Origin of the sequence: Actinoallomurus sp. NPDC050550 (assembly GCF_040655075.1) — a bacterium.
Taxonomy (GTDB): domain Bacteria; phylum Actinomycetota; class Actinomycetes; order Streptosporangiales; family Streptosporangiaceae; genus Actinoallomurus.
Map to the genome: position 1 here is coordinate 28,868 of NZ_JBFAJC010000024.1, position 15,187 is coordinate 44,054.

Genomic DNA, 15,187 nt, shown 5'->3' on the forward strand with positions numbered 1-15,187 from the left:
AACCCGCCGGAGAGGGAAAGACCGGTACGGTCGACGGCCATACCGTACGGGTATGACCGATGATCTCGAGGTACGCGAGCTGCGCTACTTCCGGGCCGTCGCCGAGGAGCTCAACTTCTCCAGGGCAGCGGAACGCCTGGGCATGGCCCAGCCGCCACTGTCCCGAGCGATCCGCCAATTGGAGCGCCGCCTCGGCGTCCCGCTCTTCGAGCGCACCACCCACCACGTCACACTGACCCCCGCCGGCCTGACCCTGCTCGAAGAGTCGGCACGCGTCCTCGACGCGATCAACGCCGCCGCCCGCCGAACCCGCCGGGCCGCCCAGCCCGCACCCCGCCTCATCGTCACCGCGAAACCAGGCGTGGCCACCGACTTGCTCCGCCGCATCCTCGACACGTACGCCGCGCAGTCCGACGCTCCCGCCACGGAGATCGCCCTGAGCGGCTTCGGCGAACAGGCGACGATGGTCCGCGACGGACGCGCGGACCTGGCCATCGTCGGCTCCCCCTTCGACCACGAGGGCCTGGAGATCGAGCCGCTCCTCTCCGAACCGAGGGTGGCGGCCCTCCCCCGTCCACCACGAACTCGCCCACCGCACCACCCTGAGCTGCCGCGACCTCGCCGGCCTCCCCATTCCCCGTTGCCCCTCATCCAGCGCAGCGATATACGCCTACTGGTCCGGCCGCGACACCGCCTCGGCTCGTACGGAAGAGGGCCTGACCGGACCCACCGTCTACGACAGCGCCCAACTCCTCGAAGCCGTCGCACTCGGCCAGGCCGTCGCGCTGATCCCCCGCTCCCTCGCCCAGCGGAACGCCCGCGACGACATCGCCTACCGCCCCGCGGATGACGCCAGCCCGTACCTGCTGGGCATCGCCTGGCGCGCCGGCATCCGCTCCACCCCGATCGCCCACCTGGTCCGTACGGCGACCGAAGTCACCGCCGCGGACAGCGAGGGGGTGCCCGGGCGGGAGTTCTCCGGCGTCTGATCCGTCAGAAGTGATGCATCAGGTTCTCGGCCAGCAACCGGGCGATCTGTTCGCGCTTGACGTGCCGGTTCGCCGCCGGCCGCGTCCCCGTGTACGTCACGCGCGCGACCACGTCGTAGCGGTGCACCAGCACTTCCATTACGCCCGGACGAGCGTGCCAGCACGCCTTCCCGTCGACGTTCTTGATGGGAATCAATCGGGTCTGGCCGACCTCCCGACGCCTCATTCCCTCGTACGAGCGCCGTGCCGCGTGCACGTCGTCGCCGTACCGTCGCGACTTGAAGACCGTCACTCCCACGGTGAGGGAGATCCCATCGCCGGACCGCCAGTCACATCCCAACTGGCCGGGACCCGGCGCACCACCCGTCCCCCGATCGCTACCGGTGAGCTGCCGAACGAGGGAACGGTCGAGCAGCCGACACGGATCCTTCACGACCGTGCGCTGGTACTTGCCCCCGCAACCGACGAGGAACAGGACGACGCCGATCACCACGGCCACCAGGCCACCCCCCGCGAGGGCTCGCCGTCCGGCCACAACACCACCCCGATCATCCCCTACGTCCCCGATATCATGGAATGATCTTGCACCGCAACCACGCCGTCAAGACTGTGTGAAACACGCCTCATGACCATCCGAAGCGTCCGGTGATCGACCGTCACCTTCGAAGGAGCGGACCGGCAAGCAACACTGAGCGAGCAGCGCGCCGCAACCCCGCACACCACTGGCATCGACCATGCACCGCCTCACCGCCCTCACCAGTAGGGATCTCGCCGAGGCGGGTATGAAGCCGCACGCTACCCGGCATCCTCCGGTGCGCGATCAGTCCGGCCACATCAGTGGAACCGTACGGCCGCCAGCGCAACCCGGACCGCGTCGGACGCCGTACGCGCTGCCTGCTCTTGCTGGTGAGGACCGTCAAGGGTGTAGCCGACGTTCACCACGACGTTCCAACGACGGGCGATGACGGTCACCGTGGCGAAATCTCCCTCGTCAGAGGCAGAGGCGAGTCGCCGCGCTTCATCACCGATGCCGGAGACCGGCATGGCTCCTCGATCGTTTACCGGACGAGAATCGCTCTCGAACTGATCACGGGCCTCATCGGCGTCGCTACGCCAGCCGATACGGTGAAAAAGCTCGTACTCGAGGGTCAACTCGCCGACACCGTCATGACTTCGCCCCTCACCGCCCGAGGTCTCGGTCCATTGGCAGGAACGTCGCCCGGAGGTCTGCCCGATATCTTGATCATGGTCATCGACTCGGGCTCCCGGAACAGACCGGCGAGCGACAGTGTCCAGCGTCGAGCAGGGCTCGGGGAGCGAAACCGCATGTGAGCGGCCCGGCCAAGAGTCACTCTGCCACGGCGGCTCAACGAGGACCATCGCCACCGCGGCCGCTGTCAGGATCGGGCTGCCGATCAAGAAGCGCAGGCTGAACCTCGGCCGCGCAACCGCGCCCGCCAGAGAACACAACTCGGCCAAGCTTTGGTCGAATGAATGGTCCCGCCGAAACCAGATCCTTAGCGGTCCATACAATTGCAGGGGTGCACCGCGCCGTCGATGCAGGAATACCCACTCGAGAAGCCATCCTCGACGGATTTCGATCTGGGTGACCTCCGACGGCGGGATAATGACCGGCTTGCCGGGCGAGCGCACGGAGACAATTCCCTCGGCTTGCAGCGTCGTCCGGCCGAACAGCACAGGAAGTGGCCGGCCAACCAAGATGATCAAGATCAGCAGGGAGGGCCCGAAGAACTCCACGGCATGATCAAGCACCGCCATACCCGAGAACAGAACCCACACGATCAGCGCAGCGACCACAAGAACGACTGCAGCCCACCGGACGGCACGCGACGGACGCAGCGCGACCGCAGATTCGACCACGTAGAACTCTCCTCCGTGAACGCTTCAATTCGCACGCGGTATCCGACTACCGGCACCGCCCGTTCGACGGGCTTCAGATGTTATCGACACGCCTATCAAGCAGTTTTAGGCAGTCTCGTGGCCGCTTCTCTCGCAATATTGACACCCTGATCAAAAACAAACTGAGAAGATCCCTGCGCGACACCGTTGGCCGCAATTCGAACATCTCGATACAACACCTGGACGACCAGATTCTTTAGGCGGAAAATTACGATCGCTTGCGGAGTCGGATTCGCAGCGAATTGCCGATATCCTTCATCTCCTAGACCGGATACCTCTACACATTGCCCTGCCGATTGAGGGCATCCGCCCGCGTGAAGATATTTCTTAGCAGCCGAGATACCGCCGCTGGCCGATCCGGAAATATGAAAGTTAACAGCAACGCGGATTGTCCGATCCGAGTTGGAGACAGAGCCCCATGAGCAGGAAGATTGCCTAAGTTTTCCCGCGAAGAACGGAGGCTCCGGAGAGGGCACCGCCTGAGATCCTGTCAAGCGCTTTACGGTCGGGCTGCTTACCAGGCTACAGGGATCCGGAAGCTTGGTATAGACATCACGCTTGGCGTCATTAGAGGTATTTGAACAGGAGATAGCAACTGCGGCGACCACCGAAATGCCAGAGGCTTTGAATGTCAATTTAAGACAGTTCATCACAGATGCCAGAGTTACTGAGCAGACCATGAGCCCAGATAGTTGATATCACCACCGGGTTGCGGCGTAGCTTTTATCGCTTTCATGTTAACCTGCGCTGCTTGCATTGCCGAATTAAACCCCGTAAGAGTTTCGATGGTCTTATTTATAAGATCGTTGATGTTGTCTGTCATGTCCGCAAGCGTCTTAAGCACGTGACCGAGAAGGATTACCGCACCCCCGTCTGCAACTGTAGCGAGACCGACAATATCTTCGAGATTATCGAGTAGCCCCCCGCCAAATCTGAGAAGGATACTTGCGCATTTAACAATAAATGTTATAGCGTTTCGATAGGCCCCCATGACTCCGACATACAGATTGATAGTGTTATTCGCCACACCTTGAAGTTGCGGTACATTGGTGTTTATTCGAGACTTCACGTCGACTACATAGGTACTGAACGCCCTATAGGCTGGTCCGTCCCAATGGGCTGCAGCCTCACCATGGGCCGTAGAGGCATGATTGAACGAGTTTGTCATCTTGCTGGTTGCAGTTTCCCAAGCCCTGACCACTCGTTGAATGTTGCCGGGGTGCCCGAGCATCTGCTCAGCTCTATTGACAGCATCGATGGCCGGCTTATAAAAAACAGCCTTAGCCATCGTCTTTACGAAATCCGCATCCTTCTGAGGAAAAAGAGGGGCATCGGGAAGAGCTGTCATCGGGCCTCCATTATTAGAGTCTGTCCGCAGATAGTTATACAGAACGGCTAATCGGCCGCCGGAGGAACACCTCTAAAATCTTTCTTAGCCTTAAGAATCTCCTGAACGGTCGCCTTTTCGGTTCTCTTATACGACTCCGAAACGATCTCTAGAGTAGTAGCTACTTGGTTAAGAGAATTTGAACCCTTACTTAGCTCGGCCCACACCTCGCCCACGGTTTGATTGTATTGCGCGGGAATATTCGCCATTCGACCAATCAAACCTAGGTCATCCGACCCTATATTGGCATAGTTAAGCTGCCCTTCAGCATCTCTCCAATCCTTAGCGGCGGCCTCGAAATGAGTTGCCGAGCGATGCAAGGCAGCCCGTGCAACAAAAAATCTATCAGACATGATAACCACCCCATCAGTCAATTTTCGTTACGGGTATTTACCTGTTAGTGCAAGCCTCTTATGTAGTAGGCGAGCCTTCTTTTCCGCCACATTGATCGCTTGTACGATCCTCCGCCCAAGGTTATCACCGCTGGTATGCGTCAGCCTCTCCTTGGCCAAGTCTATCGAATGAAGCCGACCGAATATATCGACAGTGACCTCACCAAAACTGCCGTCTATGGATTGACGTACTTTAAGCTGCGCGATCTTCCTACCTGCGATGGCTGCGCTTGCACTCTCCCTCTCGAGCGACTCAACCAACGTCGCAATCGAGCGAAGGTAATCATCAATTGAGTCACTTAGCGACATCCTACTTACCCTTCGCTTGTTCACGTGCCGCCAGGGCGCGTGCCGCTCGGATCGCAGCCACAATCTCTTCACTTACGCCTTGAGGATGAGCTTGTTTGAGGCAGGCGTCGGGAACCTCAATTCCTAGCAGCTTGCCTGTGCCATCGACCGTCGCGCGTATAGGCGCATCTCCCACTTTCGCGCTATATCGTCGCTGAGCTCCAGCCTGCAGAGTGCGTTTTAGTTCAGCGATTCGTTGCATATATACAGCGCGAGCTTCAGATGGATGAGATTGATTGGGATGAAGAGGTGAGTTCGTCGTATCCAACGACTTGCCATCAGATTCTTCGTGTGACATTTTCACGGCTCCTAAAAAAACGGACCACGATGAACACACCAGCGACTACTACTAGCACTCCCACAAGGCTCACAGATAGGTAAATCTTTCGATCTCCGTGATTTCGCCCTGCTTGATGGGCGCTCGAATTATCCTTTTGGCGGGTTACGGTCGCGGCAGGCGATGGGGAGTTATTCCGTTCCTCATTTCTGTCCCAGGCAGCGAATACAGGATTTGGTGCAGCGGATGGCACTTTGTCGACGAGTGCATGATAGGGGCGTATGAGGCCATACCCCGTTTTTTCATCGCGGCCAGGTGGATCGACGTCGTGAGCGGTCGCAACTATACGCTGAACGACTTCGCGGGCCGACATCTTGGGATATTTTGATCGCACTAGTGCAGCGACGCCGGCCGTGAGGGCCGATGAGCTACTAGTTCCCGTAAGGTCGGGGAAAAAGGTTCCCGCCTTACCGATTGAACCGACACGCACGCCAGGCGCTGCCGCCGCAATGTAGGGCGCTGGCTGAGAGTCAATCCAGGGACGAAACCTATAGTCGACGGCACCTACTGCGAGGAATCCCGGGCATAGCGCCGGCTCGGCGTTTATCGTTCCGAGATTTGCATCATTCCCTGCGGCGGCCACCAGGACAATGTTCCGCGCGATTGCACGAGATATGGCACCCTGTATCCCAATTTCGCAGCCGCCAGCAGCGGCAGGGCTCGCAAGCCCCTGGGAGACGTTGATGACATCCGCGCCGTGTTGGATTGCGTAGTCGATCGCTGGGGCCAGCATTCCTATATCCGACCGAATACTGAGTATCTTTGCCTCCGGAGCGATACCGACCATACCGACCCCGGTTCCTTGGCCAACGATCAGCGCAGCCATCGCCGTACCGTGGCCACCTCCCGCACCGAGATCTTCGAGTCCATCTCCTTTAGGGCCAAAAAAATTCTTGCCAGCTAGGACTTTTCCGCGCAGGTCTGGAAGCTGCGCGTTGACGCCGGTGTCGATCAGTGCAACGGTTACTCCTTGCCCCTTACTGATCGGCCATACCTTGTTCTGGATGTCCCAGGTGCCGAACCACCACTCCTCAGGACGAGGATTGCGAGTTGCGTTTGCCCAAATCGTCGACGTCGAGGAGATCAGAAACGTCGATACCGATATCGCGAAGGCTCGCTTCATCCACGTCGATAGCGTCTTCCGGCTGCTGCCCGACCGTTGCCTTGACCTGCGCATCACAGATATCAGAAAGTTTGTCGTCCGCGAGATCGAAGTCCGACGATCCACCGAAAACCTCACCGATCTCTCCACCTGGCTGCTCGTCGACAAGATCGAGCAGTTGTTGCAGTTCGTCTGGGCTGAGGATGTCGTCGCCGTTGAGGCTAGGCTCCGCAACACGGTTTGGCGACTCACCGATAACTCCCAGAACGGAGACTTCGTCTCCTGTCCAGATGTCTTGATCCTCTGCGAGCCACGTAGTCCGCTGACGTTCCTTCTCATCGCCTCGACCGGAACCCGACAGAAAAGGTGCTCCGCTGCTGTTGCCTCCCGCAACACCGGGAAGATTCGGCCGCGCTCCTGCGGCCGAAGGCATACCAATGTAGCCAGGGCGGAACCCACCGCCGTCGAAAGGAGCAGCCGCCGCACCCGGGTTAGTGCCTTGAGCACCGAACCCACCGGCTCCGCCGCCTGAACTCGGTACCTGAATGCCGCCGTTCAGGTTCAGTCCGCCACCCGGGCCGTCTCCGCCCGGCGTGAGGCCTGCCAGCTCCGTCCCACGCGGGAATGGGTTTGGGGGATGCGGTGAGGAGGACGGTACGCTTCCACCGAGGGCAGGCAGATGCGCGTGATCATGTCTGCTCGTAGGCGGCAGAGACTGATGAGGAAGCCGCCCTCCGCCACTTCCGGGGCTGCGCCCACCGGTTGAGCCTCCGCCTCCCGATCCACTACCTGATGAGCCGACGCCTGGGTCAGTCGGAATCGGCTCGTATGGATCCTGCAGACGTGGGAGGTTCTTTTCGATCTGGGGTGGCATGCCATCCCAGGTTTGGGCGATGCGCTCGTTGAGGTTCTTCATGACCTGGGCGGCTGCGGCGGTGGCGGCGGGTGACTTGATGTTCTTGGGCCAGTTGATGTTTCGGTACATCGGGAGGATGGACCCGCCGTACCACTGAAGCGTCCTGGCGGTCTCGGTGCTGCGGATGACGAGCTCGCCGGCCGTCCCGTAGAGGCGACGCAGCGCCTCTTGGGCCGCGTCTGCCGCGGGGCCGCTCCAGTGGTCGGCCAGGACCTTCGCGGCCTCGTAGATTGCGGTGTTGACGTCGTTGAGCGCGGTGCCCATCGCGTCGTAGGTCCCGGCAGCGGTGATGATCTCGCCGGGCTTGGTTGCGGCGATCTTGTTCTTGACGGCCTCCGCGTCGCCGTAGGAGCCGGCGCCCTGCGGCCGTCCGCCGCTCTTGATGACATAGGTCTGGTGGTCGACAGCCATGGTGAGTCTCCGGGTCAGTCGGCCGACGGCACGTTGTGCCAGGTCGGATTCTCGGCTGAGGTCGGCTGCTGTCCGCCGCCGATCTGCCGTGCGTGCTTGGTCAGATCCTGTTCGGTCCCGGAGTAGTGGGCCGCGTTCTTGCGCAGCGTCTGGATGGCTGCGGCGTACTGCCGGATGAAGTCCTGAAACACCGCGGTGATGTGCTCGTGCGCGTTCTGGGTGGTGCCGGCGAGGGCCTGGCCCGCGTCCCAGTCGCCGAGCTCGGCGGCGGTGAGGATCCCATGGGTCTGCACGTTGTTGAGGGCACTGGTCCTGGCAAGGGTCTCGAGTGCCTTCTCGAGGATCGAGGCCGCGTCGCCGATCTTCGATGGCGCCCACTTGACGTCCGGATCACCACCGCCGACCCATACCTTGGGATACTGCGACCCCGGCTGCTTCGGCCCATCGTTGAGCGCCGGCATTCGGCCGTCCCCCTTCTTGACTTGTGCACCCCCGTGCCCTACGAAGCGTTGTCAAGGTACAGAAGGACCAGCTGTCATGTCGAGGGCACAAACTCCGGAATATGCCCACCTGCCCGTTATCACATCTTGAATCCGCAGCTAAACGGCCGGTGACCGGATCTGATCCCCATTGCACTCTGGCCGATAAGCGCTTTCCGGTCCCTCAGTCTGACTGCCTCAGTCAGCGGACGTAGCCGTCGAGAGCGTCGTTGTCGATGTTCAGTGTGTAACCGCCGTGGGTCTCCAGGTGGTCGCCGCGGTACTGCTTGATCCGGCGGTGTCCGGGCCACCACTTGTGCTCCATGGACTTGTCGCCTCGTGGGTCGGCCTTCTCGTCCCAATGGGCGAACCAGACGGCCGTGGGCTTCCTGATGCCCTTCGCCTCCGCGAGGTCGCGGATGCCCGAGGTGAGGCTGCTGTAGATGCCCGGCACGTACCCGAGGCTGCGGAGCTTCCGGGTCCAGGCGTCGATGAAGGCGAGGACCGCCTGGCGGCAGACCGGGTCGTGCCGGCTGTACGCCTCCAGATCGAAGTAGATCGGGGAGTGTCTGCTCAGGCCGAGGAGGCGGGCGCGGCGGACGGCGTCCTTGGCCGAGTCCTTGCCGTCGTCGGTCGCGCTGTCGGGGGTGAAGTTGATGCGGTGCGGGCCGCAGGGCGCCTGCGGGCCGACGTAGGTCGGGATCAGGCGCCAGCCCATGCTCCGTACGGCGGCGACCCAGTCGTGGGTCAGGCGGCCGTCCGGGCACGACCTGGAGACGCCGCCGATGTAGATGTTGGCGGCGACGAACTCCCCGCGCCAGGCGTGCATGGCGTCGAGGGACGGCGCGTTGCAGGTGTCGAAGCCGTCGCCCTTGATCCACCGGTGCCGGTGGGCGATCCCGCTGCGGCGCTCGGCCGAGCCTCCGGCCACGCCTCCCGCTGGGCCTCCCCCCATGCCTCCCCCTGCGCCTCCCGCCACGCTTCCCGCCGCGCTTCCCGCCGCGCCTTCGGCCGGAGGCGGATCCACGGTGATGCGGGCGAGGATCCGTTCCAGGTCCTCCTCGCTCGTGCCGTACGAGCCGGTGATCAGCGCGCCGGCCTCCGGGACGGCGATGCGGATCTCGTGGGCTGCCGGGTCTTTCACCCTCAGGCCGGGTGGTCGTCCGGTGCGTTCGCCGCCGGAGCCGGCCAGCAGGCTCTTCACGAGGGCGCTGGTCTGTTCGGTGAGGGGTTCGACGTGGAGGGCCGCGGTGCGGCCGACGGCGTGGGCCGGGCAGCGCTGGTTCTCTCCGGCGGGGCCGAGGTAGAGCGCGTGGCGGTCGAAGCGGAGGCAGTCGGTGGAGCCGCGGCCCAGGCGGTGGACCTCCCACCCGGCGGGCACGGGGATGCGCAGCCCCTGGTAGTGGACGTCCGTGTCCGTCTGGGCCGACGATGCAGGAGCCTGGTAATGGACATCCGCCTGGGCGGGCGGTGCGCCCGGGATCAACGTTCCGAGGATTCCGGCGAGCAGCATGGCACGTCGCATGGCGTCCCCCCACGATCGTCATCCGTACGACGATGATCGGCAGGGGGAAGGCAGCGGTCGTACGGCGCGCGCGTGAATGGGGAGGTCTTCGCCGTGGGCGGACCCGGTCTTTAACGCAATCGCACCCTCAGGGATCGACTATCTCGTACGCGCCCGCCTCGTCGATGGCGAGGGCGGACAGCGGGATCAGGGCGAGGCGCACCTCGTAGGCGCCGAGGGCGCGGCGGTAGTAGCCGGCGCCGTCCCAGTCGGTGACCATCGCCCACAGTTCCGGGTCGTCGACGGCGCGTGCCAGGCGGCCGGAGAGGTGCCCGGGGCTGCCGGCTAGGGAGCGGAGGACCTCGTGGGCGGTCTTGACGAACGTCTCGGTGTCGGTCTCGGGGACGCGGTAGCGGGTGATGGCCAGCACCCGTCCATCATGCCGGTACGCGAGGCGATCTCCCCGCGCGGGACTCCGATGCGCAACGATGGGAGCGTGGGTTCCAAACTCCAGAAGCGCAGCGCCGTCTTCTTCGTGTATCTCCATCAGCTTCCCCGCTGGGTTCCGCTGGTGGTCCTGCCCGCGCTGCTGATCGCGGGGCTGGCCGTCCCGGGGGTGGTCGGCGGAATGCTGCTGGCCGTGCTGGCGTTGCTGGTGTGGTTCGCGTTCCTGGCGGCGCCGGTGCGGAGCCCGTCGCATCGCGTGGTCCGGCTGGTGGTTCCGCTGGTCATCCTGGCCGTTGCGATCGGGAAGCTGGTGAGCTGACCGGCAACCCGGACATACCTGATTTTGACAATCATTTTCGTTTTCATCCATACTCGTTACGTGCGATACCGACGAGTCCTGCCTCTGCTGCTGGGCGCCGCGCTGCTCGCGACCGCCTGCGGAGCGCGGGCGAACGGCAACGGCGGTCCGAAGATCGTCGCGGCGTTCTACCCCCTGGCGTGGCTGGCGGGGCAGGTCGCCGGACCCGATGCCACCGTGCAGAACCTCACCAAGCCCGGCGCCGAACCGCACGACCTCGAACTCACCCCGCGCCAGGTGATCGACGTGGGCGAGGCGAAGCTGGCCTTCTTCATCAAGGGCGTGCAGCCGGCCGTCGACAAGGCCGTGCGCGAGCACGCCAAGAAGCACTCGCTCGACGCCGCGTCGCTGGTCAAGACGCTTCCGGCGCCGCAGGACGAGGCCGCCCACGCGCCCGAGGATCCACACCTGTGGCTGGACCCGAGCCGGTTCGCCACCGTGGCCACCGCCCTGGGTGAGCGCCTCGCCGCGATCGACGCCGCCCACGCCGCGGGGTACCGCTCGCGCGCAGCGCAGGTCGTCACGAAGCTGAACGCCCTGGACGGGGAGTTCCGTACGGGCCTGCGCGGCTGCGCCCGCAAGGAGATCGTCACGGGCCACTCGGCGTTCGGTTACCTGGCCGAGCGGTACGGGTTGACGCAGGTCGGTGTGTCCGGCCTCGATCCGGAGGCCGAGCCGTCTCCCTCGCGGGTTGCGAGCCTCACCCAGCTGATCCGGCGGACCGGGGCGACCACCGTGTTCACCGAGACGCTCGTGAGCCCGAAGACCGCCCAGACGCTCGCCACCGAGGCGGGCGTACGGACACAGGTGCTCGACCCCGTCGAAGGCGTGAAGCCGGGGTCGCACGACGACTACTTCTCGATCATGCGCCGTGACCTGGCGACGCTGCGACCCGCCCTAGGATGCCGATGACCGTTCCGTTCCGCATGACAGGCGGCGAAGTCCGGCTGGACCGCCGGCCGGTGCTGCGCGGTGTCGACCTGACCGTCGAGCCGGGCGAGGTGCTCGCCGTGATGGGGCCGAACGGCTCCGGGAAGTCCACGCTGATCCGCTCGTTGCTGGGGTTGATCTCCCTGTCGGCCGGGCGGGTGGAGCTGTACGGCGTGCCGCCGGCCCGGTTCAGGGACTGGAAGCGCGTCGGGTACGTCCCGCAGCGGCTGTCGGTCGGCGGCGGCGTGCCCGCGACCGTACGCGAGGTCGTGTCGTCGGGCCGGATCGCGCGGCAGTCGCGGTTCCGCCCGTTCTCGGCGGCCGACCGAGCGGCGGTGGACCGGGCCCTGGAGGCCGTCGGCATGGCCGATCGCGCGCGCGACTCGGCGCAGGAGCTGTCCGGCGGCCAGCAGCAGCGCGTGCTCATCGCCCGGGCGCTCGCCGGTGAGCCGGACGTCTTCGTGATGGACGAGCCGACGGCGGGCGTCGACGCCGCCAGCCAGGAGACCCTCGCCCGTACGCTCCGCGAGCAGGTCGCCCAGGGCCGTACGGTCGTGCTGGTCGCCCACGAGCTCGGGCCGATGGAGCCGTTGATCACCCGTTCCGTGGTCCTGGAGAACGGCCGGATCGCGCACGAGGGCGCTCCGCCCACGCCGCGGGGCGAGTGCGCCCGGCCCGGCCACGACCACGTCCACCCGCACGCCCCGGCCGAGGAACCACACCTGCTGTCATGATCGAACTCCTGTCGTACGACTTCCTGCGCCGCGCGCTGATCGCCGCGGTCCTCGTCGGCGTCGCCGCGCCGGCGGTCGGCACGTTCATCGTCCAGCGGCGGCTGGCCCTGCTCGGTGACGGCATCGGGCACATCGCGCTGACCGGGGTCGGTCTGGGCCTGCTCACCCGCAGCTCCCCCACGATCCTCGCGCTCGTCGTGTCCGCGCTGGGCGCGGTGGCGATCGAGATGCTGCGGGTGCGGACGCGCACGGGCGGTGATGTCGCGCTCGCCCTGCTGTTCTACGGCGGGCTGGCCGGCGGCGTGCTGTTCGCCAACCTGTCCGGCGGGAGCGCGAACCTCGGCAGCTACCTGTTCGGCTCGATCAGCAGCGTCAGCACCGGCGACCTGTACATCATCGCCGGACTGGCCGTCGCCGTGATCGTCATCCTGCTGTTGTTCGGGCGGGAGCTGTTCGTCCTGTGCCAGGACGAGGAGGTGGCCCGCGCGAGCGGCCTGCCGGTCCGGTTCCTGTCCCTGCTGATCGCGGTGACCGCCGCGCTCACCGTGGTCGTCGCGATGCGCGCCGTCGGCCTGCTGCTGGTCAGCGCGCTGATGGTGGTGCCGGTCGCGGCGGCGCAGCAGCTGACGCGTGGGTTCAAGGCGACGATCGGGCTCGCCGTCGTGGTGGGCGTCCTGGCGTCCGTCGGCGGGCTGTGGGTCTCGGTGGACGCCGACTTCGCCCCCGGCCCGACGATCGTGCTCCTCGCGATGGCCGTCTTCCTGGTCGCCGTCGGAACGGGAAGACTGGTCCGTATGCGGCGAACGGACGTATCGTGAGCGGCCGCCGCGAAGACGTGCGCCGGGCGCTCTCCGGCTGTGAGAGCTTCCGCAGCGCGCAGGACATCTACACCGACCTGCGGGCGTCCGGCTCGCGGATCGGCCTGACCACGGTGTACCGGGCGTTGCAGGCGCTCAGCGACACCGGCGAGGTCGACGTGCTGCGCACCGACGACGGTGAGGCGATCTACCGGGCGTGCCGGACGGACGAGCACCACCATCACCTGGTGTGCCGCGTCTGCGGCCGTACGGTCGAGGTCGAGGGGCCGGCGGTGGAGACCTGGGCGGCGGCGGTCGGCGCCGAGCACGGTTTCAAGGACGTCACGCACACGGTCGAGGTCTTCGGCACCTGCTCCGAGCACTGACCTGCCGGAGACGATCTCCGCGCGCCCGCGTTCAGGCTTCCTCGGGGTCGCGTCCGAGCACCGACCGACCGCCGTCGAGGGGGATGGTCGCGCCGCTGATGAAGCTCGCGCCGTCAGAGAGCAGGTAGGCGATGGTGGCGGCCACCTCCTCCGGCCGTCCCACCCTGCCGACGGGATGCAGCAGGCTCATCTCCTGCTCGATCCGGGTGACCGCCGCGGGCTCCTGCCGGCGAAGGAACGCCTCGTAGCGTTCGGTGGCGATCGACCCGAGCGCGACGGCGTTGACGCGGATACCGTGCGCCCCGTAATCGACGGCGAGCGATCGGGTGAGCCCTTCCGTGGCGGCCTTGGCCGTCGCGTACGGCAAGGACCCCCGGACCGGCCGCTGCGCCTGATGGGAGGAGACGTTGACGATCGCCCCGCCGGTCCCGGCGTCGAGGAAGCGGCGGATCGCCGTCATGCATCCGACCACGGCGGGGCCCAGGTTCGACGCGATGAGGTCCAGCACCTCGCGCGCCGATGGCAGGTCCAGCGAGGCCGGGCTGAACACGGCGGCGTTGTTGACCCAGCCGGCGAGTGTGCCCGCGGCCTGCGCCAGGTCCGCGGCCTGCTCCGTGACGGCCTCATCGGCGGCATCGCCGACGACCGCGATCACGCGGGGACGGGCATGGGTCCATGCGAGCGCCGACGGGTCGCGTTCGATCACGACGACGTGGTTCGCGTCTCCACGGAGTCGTTCGACGACCGCGCGTCCGATGCCGCGGCCGCCTCCGGTGACGACGTAGGAATGGCTCACATCGGCTCCTCTCGTCAAGATCGGGCGCGTGTCCGCCCGGGTGGTCAGAGCTCGGCGACGACGCCGCGTACGCAACGCCGCAGCCAGGCGTGTGCGGCGTCGGCCTCGTACCGGCGGTGCCAGGCCATGGCGATCATTGTGGAGGGCGTCTCGACGGGCAGGTCGAAGGCGACCAGCCCGAACCGCTCGATGACGGGCGTGTGCATGCGGCGGCCCGCGCGTCCGACGAGGTCGGTCTCGGCCAGCATGACCAGTACCGCGGAGAACGTCGGCGCGGAGGCCACCACCCGGCGGCGCAGGCCGCGTTCGGCGAGCCGCTCGTCGATCGGTCCCTCGAGCCTGCCCCGCCGTGACACCGTCAGGTGCTCGGCCGCGGCGAACCGCTCGGCGGTCGGTTCGCCGTCGAGGAGCGGATGCCCGGCACGGACCACGCCGACCGGCTGATCCTCGATGAGCGGTTCGACCCGTACCTCCGGCGGCGCGCCGTCGATGACGCCGATCTCCAGGTCGACCCGGCCGTCGCGCAGCCCGGAGGTGTCCTCCGGTCCCTCCGGGAGGAATCGCAGGGCCGCGCCCGGCGCGTTCCGGAGGATCCGGTCGAGCAGCGCGGGCCCGACCACCGTGATGATCGAGTCGTCGGCCTGCAGGGTGAACGTCCGCTCCAGGGCCGCCAGGTCGAGATCGCGCGGCGAGAACACCGCGGCCGCGCGTTCGACCAGTTCGTGGACCTCCGCGCGGATGGCCAGGGCCCTCGGGGTGGGGACCATCACCTGCCCGGACCGCACCAGCACCGGATCGCCGAGCGCCTTGCGGATGCGCGCGAGCGTACGGCTCATCGCCGGGCTCGACAGGTGCAGGCGCAGGGCCGCGCCGCCGACGCTCCCCTCCTCCAGCAGGGCGTCGAGGGCGACGAGAAGGTTGAGGTCAAGCTTGGAATGCGTCACGCGCACTTAT

At 65.6% G+C, this 15,187-nt stretch carries 19 protein-coding genes and 1 pseudogene; 7 read left to right on the forward strand and 13 right to left on the reverse strand.

What is annotated here, in order from left to right; genetic code table 11:
- Nucleotides 1–52 precede the first annotated feature (52 nt).
- A pseudogene (locus AB0I04_RS29395) lies at nt 53–556 on the forward strand (LysR family transcriptional regulator); the annotation flags it as partial.
- Between the two features lie 46 nt (nt 557–602).
- Nucleotides 603–989 (forward strand): hypothetical protein, encoded by a 387-nt coding sequence (locus AB0I04_RS29400; protein WP_360891660.1) that lies wholly within the window; start codon nt 603–605, stop codon nt 987–989.
- Between the two features lie 4 nt (nt 990–993).
- On the opposite strand, the gene AB0I04_RS29405 is transcribed toward AB0I04_RS29400, so the two are convergent.
- The 11 genes from AB0I04_RS29405 to AB0I04_RS29455 form a co-directional block, all read right to left on the reverse strand.
- Nucleotides 994–1,524: a hypothetical protein gene (locus tag AB0I04_RS29405; RefSeq protein ID WP_360891316.1), complete on the reverse strand. Its 531-nt coding sequence runs from the start codon at nt 1,522–1,524 to the stop codon at nt 994–996.
- Nucleotides 1,525–1,823: 299 nt separating this feature from the next.
- On the reverse strand, nt 1,824–2,870 hold the full coding sequence (locus AB0I04_RS29410; protein ID WP_360891319.1) for a hypothetical protein: 1,047 nt from the start codon (nt 2,868–2,870) through the stop codon (nt 1,824–1,826).
- Nucleotides 2,871–2,965: 95 nt separating this feature from the next.
- Entirely contained in the window at nt 2,966–3,544 is a 579-nt protein-coding gene (locus tag AB0I04_RS29415) for a hypothetical protein (RefSeq protein ID WP_360891322.1), read from the reverse strand.
- Nucleotides 3,545–3,573: 29 nt separating this feature from the next.
- Nucleotides 3,574–4,257, reverse strand: coding sequence for a hypothetical protein (locus tag AB0I04_RS29420; protein ID WP_360891325.1), 684 nt, complete (start codon nt 4,255–4,257; stop codon nt 3,574–3,576).
- 47 nt (nt 4,258–4,304) lie between these two features.
- Nucleotides 4,305–4,649: a hypothetical protein gene (locus AB0I04_RS29425; RefSeq protein WP_360891328.1), complete on the reverse strand. Its 345-nt coding sequence runs from the start codon at nt 4,647–4,649 to the stop codon at nt 4,305–4,307.
- Nucleotides 4,650–4,998: 349 nt separating this feature from the next.
- A complete protein-coding gene (locus AB0I04_RS29430) occupies nt 4,999–5,334 on the reverse strand; it encodes a YbaB/EbfC family nucleoid-associated protein (RefSeq protein WP_360891331.1) in 336 nt (111 codons plus the stop codon).
- Nucleotides 5,315–6,496, reverse strand: coding sequence for a S8 family serine peptidase (locus AB0I04_RS29435; RefSeq protein ID WP_360891333.1), 1,182 nt, complete (start codon nt 6,494–6,496; stop codon nt 5,315–5,317). Before AB0I04_RS29435 ends, AB0I04_RS29430 begins: the two co-directional genes overlap by 20 nt.
- Nucleotides 6,405–7,802 carry a WXG100 family type VII secretion target gene (locus AB0I04_RS29440; RefSeq protein ID WP_360891336.1) on the reverse strand — a complete coding sequence of 466 codons (1,398 nt, stop codon included), beginning with the start codon at nt 7,800–7,802 and terminating at the stop codon, nt 6,405–6,407. Before AB0I04_RS29440 ends, AB0I04_RS29435 begins: the two co-directional genes overlap by 92 nt.
- Nucleotides 7,803–7,816: 14 nt before the next feature.
- Entirely contained in the window at nt 7,817–8,263 is a 447-nt protein-coding gene (locus AB0I04_RS29445; RefSeq protein ID WP_360891339.1) for a hypothetical protein, read from the reverse strand.
- Between the two features lie 220 nt (nt 8,264–8,483).
- On the reverse strand, nt 8,484–9,806 hold the full coding sequence (locus AB0I04_RS29450; RefSeq protein ID WP_360891342.1) for a DUF1906 domain-containing protein: 1,323 nt from the start codon (nt 9,804–9,806) through the stop codon (nt 8,484–8,486).
- 127 nt (nt 9,807–9,933) lie between these two features.
- Nucleotides 9,934–10,215 carry an antibiotic biosynthesis monooxygenase gene (locus AB0I04_RS29455; RefSeq protein ID WP_360891345.1) on the reverse strand — a complete coding sequence of 94 codons (282 nt, stop codon included), beginning with the start codon at nt 10,213–10,215 and terminating at the stop codon, nt 9,934–9,936.
- 48 nt (nt 10,216–10,263) lie between these two features.
- Between AB0I04_RS29455 and AB0I04_RS29460 the strand changes: the two genes are divergently transcribed.
- Genes AB0I04_RS29460 through AB0I04_RS29480 form a run of 5 tightly spaced genes read left to right on the forward strand, consistent with a single transcriptional unit; the run spans nt 10,264 to nt 13,437 of the window.
- Nucleotides 10,264–10,551, forward strand: a complete 288-nt coding sequence (locus AB0I04_RS29460; RefSeq protein ID WP_360891663.1) for a DUF6703 family protein — start codon at nt 10,264–10,266, stop codon at nt 10,549–10,551.
- 60 nt (nt 10,552–10,611) lie between these two features.
- Nucleotides 10,612–11,502 (forward strand): metal ABC transporter substrate-binding protein, encoded by an 891-nt coding sequence (locus AB0I04_RS29465; protein WP_360891348.1) that lies wholly within the window; start codon nt 10,612–10,614, stop codon nt 11,500–11,502.
- The gene (locus AB0I04_RS29470; protein ID WP_360891350.1) at nt 11,499–12,254 is read left to right on the forward strand and encodes a metal ABC transporter ATP-binding protein; all 756 of its coding nucleotides are present in this window, start codon (nt 11,499–11,501) and stop codon (nt 12,252–12,254) included. The genes AB0I04_RS29465 and AB0I04_RS29470 overlap by 4 nt, the downstream gene beginning before the upstream one ends.
- Entirely contained in the window at nt 12,251–13,072 is an 822-nt protein-coding gene (locus tag AB0I04_RS29475; protein WP_360891353.1) for a metal ABC transporter permease, read from the forward strand. Before AB0I04_RS29470 ends, AB0I04_RS29475 begins: the two co-directional genes overlap by 4 nt.
- Entirely contained in the window at nt 13,069–13,437 is a 369-nt protein-coding gene (locus tag AB0I04_RS29480) for a transcriptional repressor (RefSeq protein WP_360891356.1), read from the forward strand. Before AB0I04_RS29475 ends, AB0I04_RS29480 begins: the two co-directional genes overlap by 4 nt.
- Nucleotides 13,438–13,468: 31 nt before the next feature.
- Here AB0I04_RS29480 and AB0I04_RS29485 read toward each other — a convergent pair whose 3' ends face one another.
- Entirely contained in the window at nt 13,469–14,233 is a 765-nt protein-coding gene (locus AB0I04_RS29485; RefSeq protein WP_360891359.1) for an SDR family oxidoreductase, read from the reverse strand.
- A 44-nt stretch (nt 14,234–14,277) separates the two neighbouring features.
- Nucleotides 14,278–15,177 (reverse strand): LysR family transcriptional regulator, encoded by a 900-nt coding sequence (locus tag AB0I04_RS29490; protein ID WP_360891361.1) that lies wholly within the window; start codon nt 15,175–15,177, stop codon nt 14,278–14,280.
- Nucleotides 15,178–15,187: the final 10 nt, after the last annotated feature.

Bases quoted from the DNA above. Each gene is read 5' to 3' on its own strand.
- AB0I04_RS29420 (WP_360891325.1), bottom strand. From the start codon at position 4,257: ATGACAGCTCTTCCCGATGCCCCTCTTTTTCCTCAGAAGGATGCGGAT.
- AB0I04_RS29425 (WP_360891328.1), bottom strand. From the start codon at position 4,649: ATGTCTGATAGATTTTTTGTTGCACGGGCTGCCTTGCATCGCTCGGCA.
- AB0I04_RS29430 (WP_360891331.1), bottom strand. From the start codon at position 5,334: ATGTCACACGAAGAATCTGATGGCAAGTCGTTGGATACGACGAACTCA.
- AB0I04_RS29435 (WP_360891333.1), bottom strand. From the start codon at position 6,496: ATGAAGCGAGCCTTCGCGATATCGGTATCGACGTTTCTGATCTCCTCG.
- AB0I04_RS29440 (WP_360891336.1), bottom strand. From the start codon at position 7,802: ATGGCTGTCGACCACCAGACCTATGTCATCAAGAGCGGCGGACGGCCG.
- AB0I04_RS29445 (WP_360891339.1), bottom strand. From the start codon at position 8,263: ATGCCGGCGCTCAACGATGGGCCGAAGCAGCCGGGGTCGCAGTATCCC.
- AB0I04_RS29450 (WP_360891342.1), bottom strand. From the start codon at position 9,806: ATGCGACGTGCCATGCTGCTCGCCGGAATCCTCGGAACGTTGATCCCG.
- AB0I04_RS29460 (WP_360891663.1), top strand. From the start codon at position 10,264: ATGCGCAACGATGGGAGCGTGGGTTCCAAACTCCAGAAGCGCAGCGCC.
- AB0I04_RS29470 (WP_360891350.1), top strand. From the start codon at position 11,499: ATGACCGTTCCGTTCCGCATGACAGGCGGCGAAGTCCGGCTGGACCGC.
- AB0I04_RS29475 (WP_360891353.1), top strand. From the start codon at position 12,251: ATGATCGAACTCCTGTCGTACGACTTCCTGCGCCGCGCGCTGATCGCC.